A 329-nucleotide genomic window follows, 5' to 3' on the forward strand; every position below is an offset into this window, starting at 1 on the left:
CTAATGGTTTAGTGCAAAAAGGAGATCCAGTTCACAAACTTTGGAGTTATGTTCCGAAAATTGCTACTCAAACGACTTATTACCGCGTACAAGGTACTGATGAATTGATTGCAACCTATGTTATTAGTGGTCTTGAAGGTGATAAATTTACTTCTTCAACACAGCGTGATGTGACAAATTATGAATACGTTTCAGGTGCACAAGAATCGGGACAGATTTCAGAAGGATATGCCATTGGTACGACAGCAATCACAGTTGCTCCTTCACGTGCTGGGGTCATTGAGCGCCGTGTGAAAACATTTGTTTCAGAGGATGGAGATATTGTTTTT

The 329-nt window shown here is 40.1% G+C and carries 1 protein-coding gene; it reads left to right on the forward strand.

Translation table 11 applies throughout. The annotated features are described in order from the left end of the window. The coding region (locus C1E99_RS14820) for a hypothetical protein (RefSeq protein WP_161951222.1) at positions 1 to 329 on the forward strand (329 nt) is incomplete at both ends.

This window comes from Streptococcus suis, assembly GCF_002964045.1.
In the GTDB taxonomy this organism is placed as follows: domain Bacteria; phylum Bacillota; class Bacilli; order Lactobacillales; family Streptococcaceae; genus Streptococcus; species Streptococcus suis_U.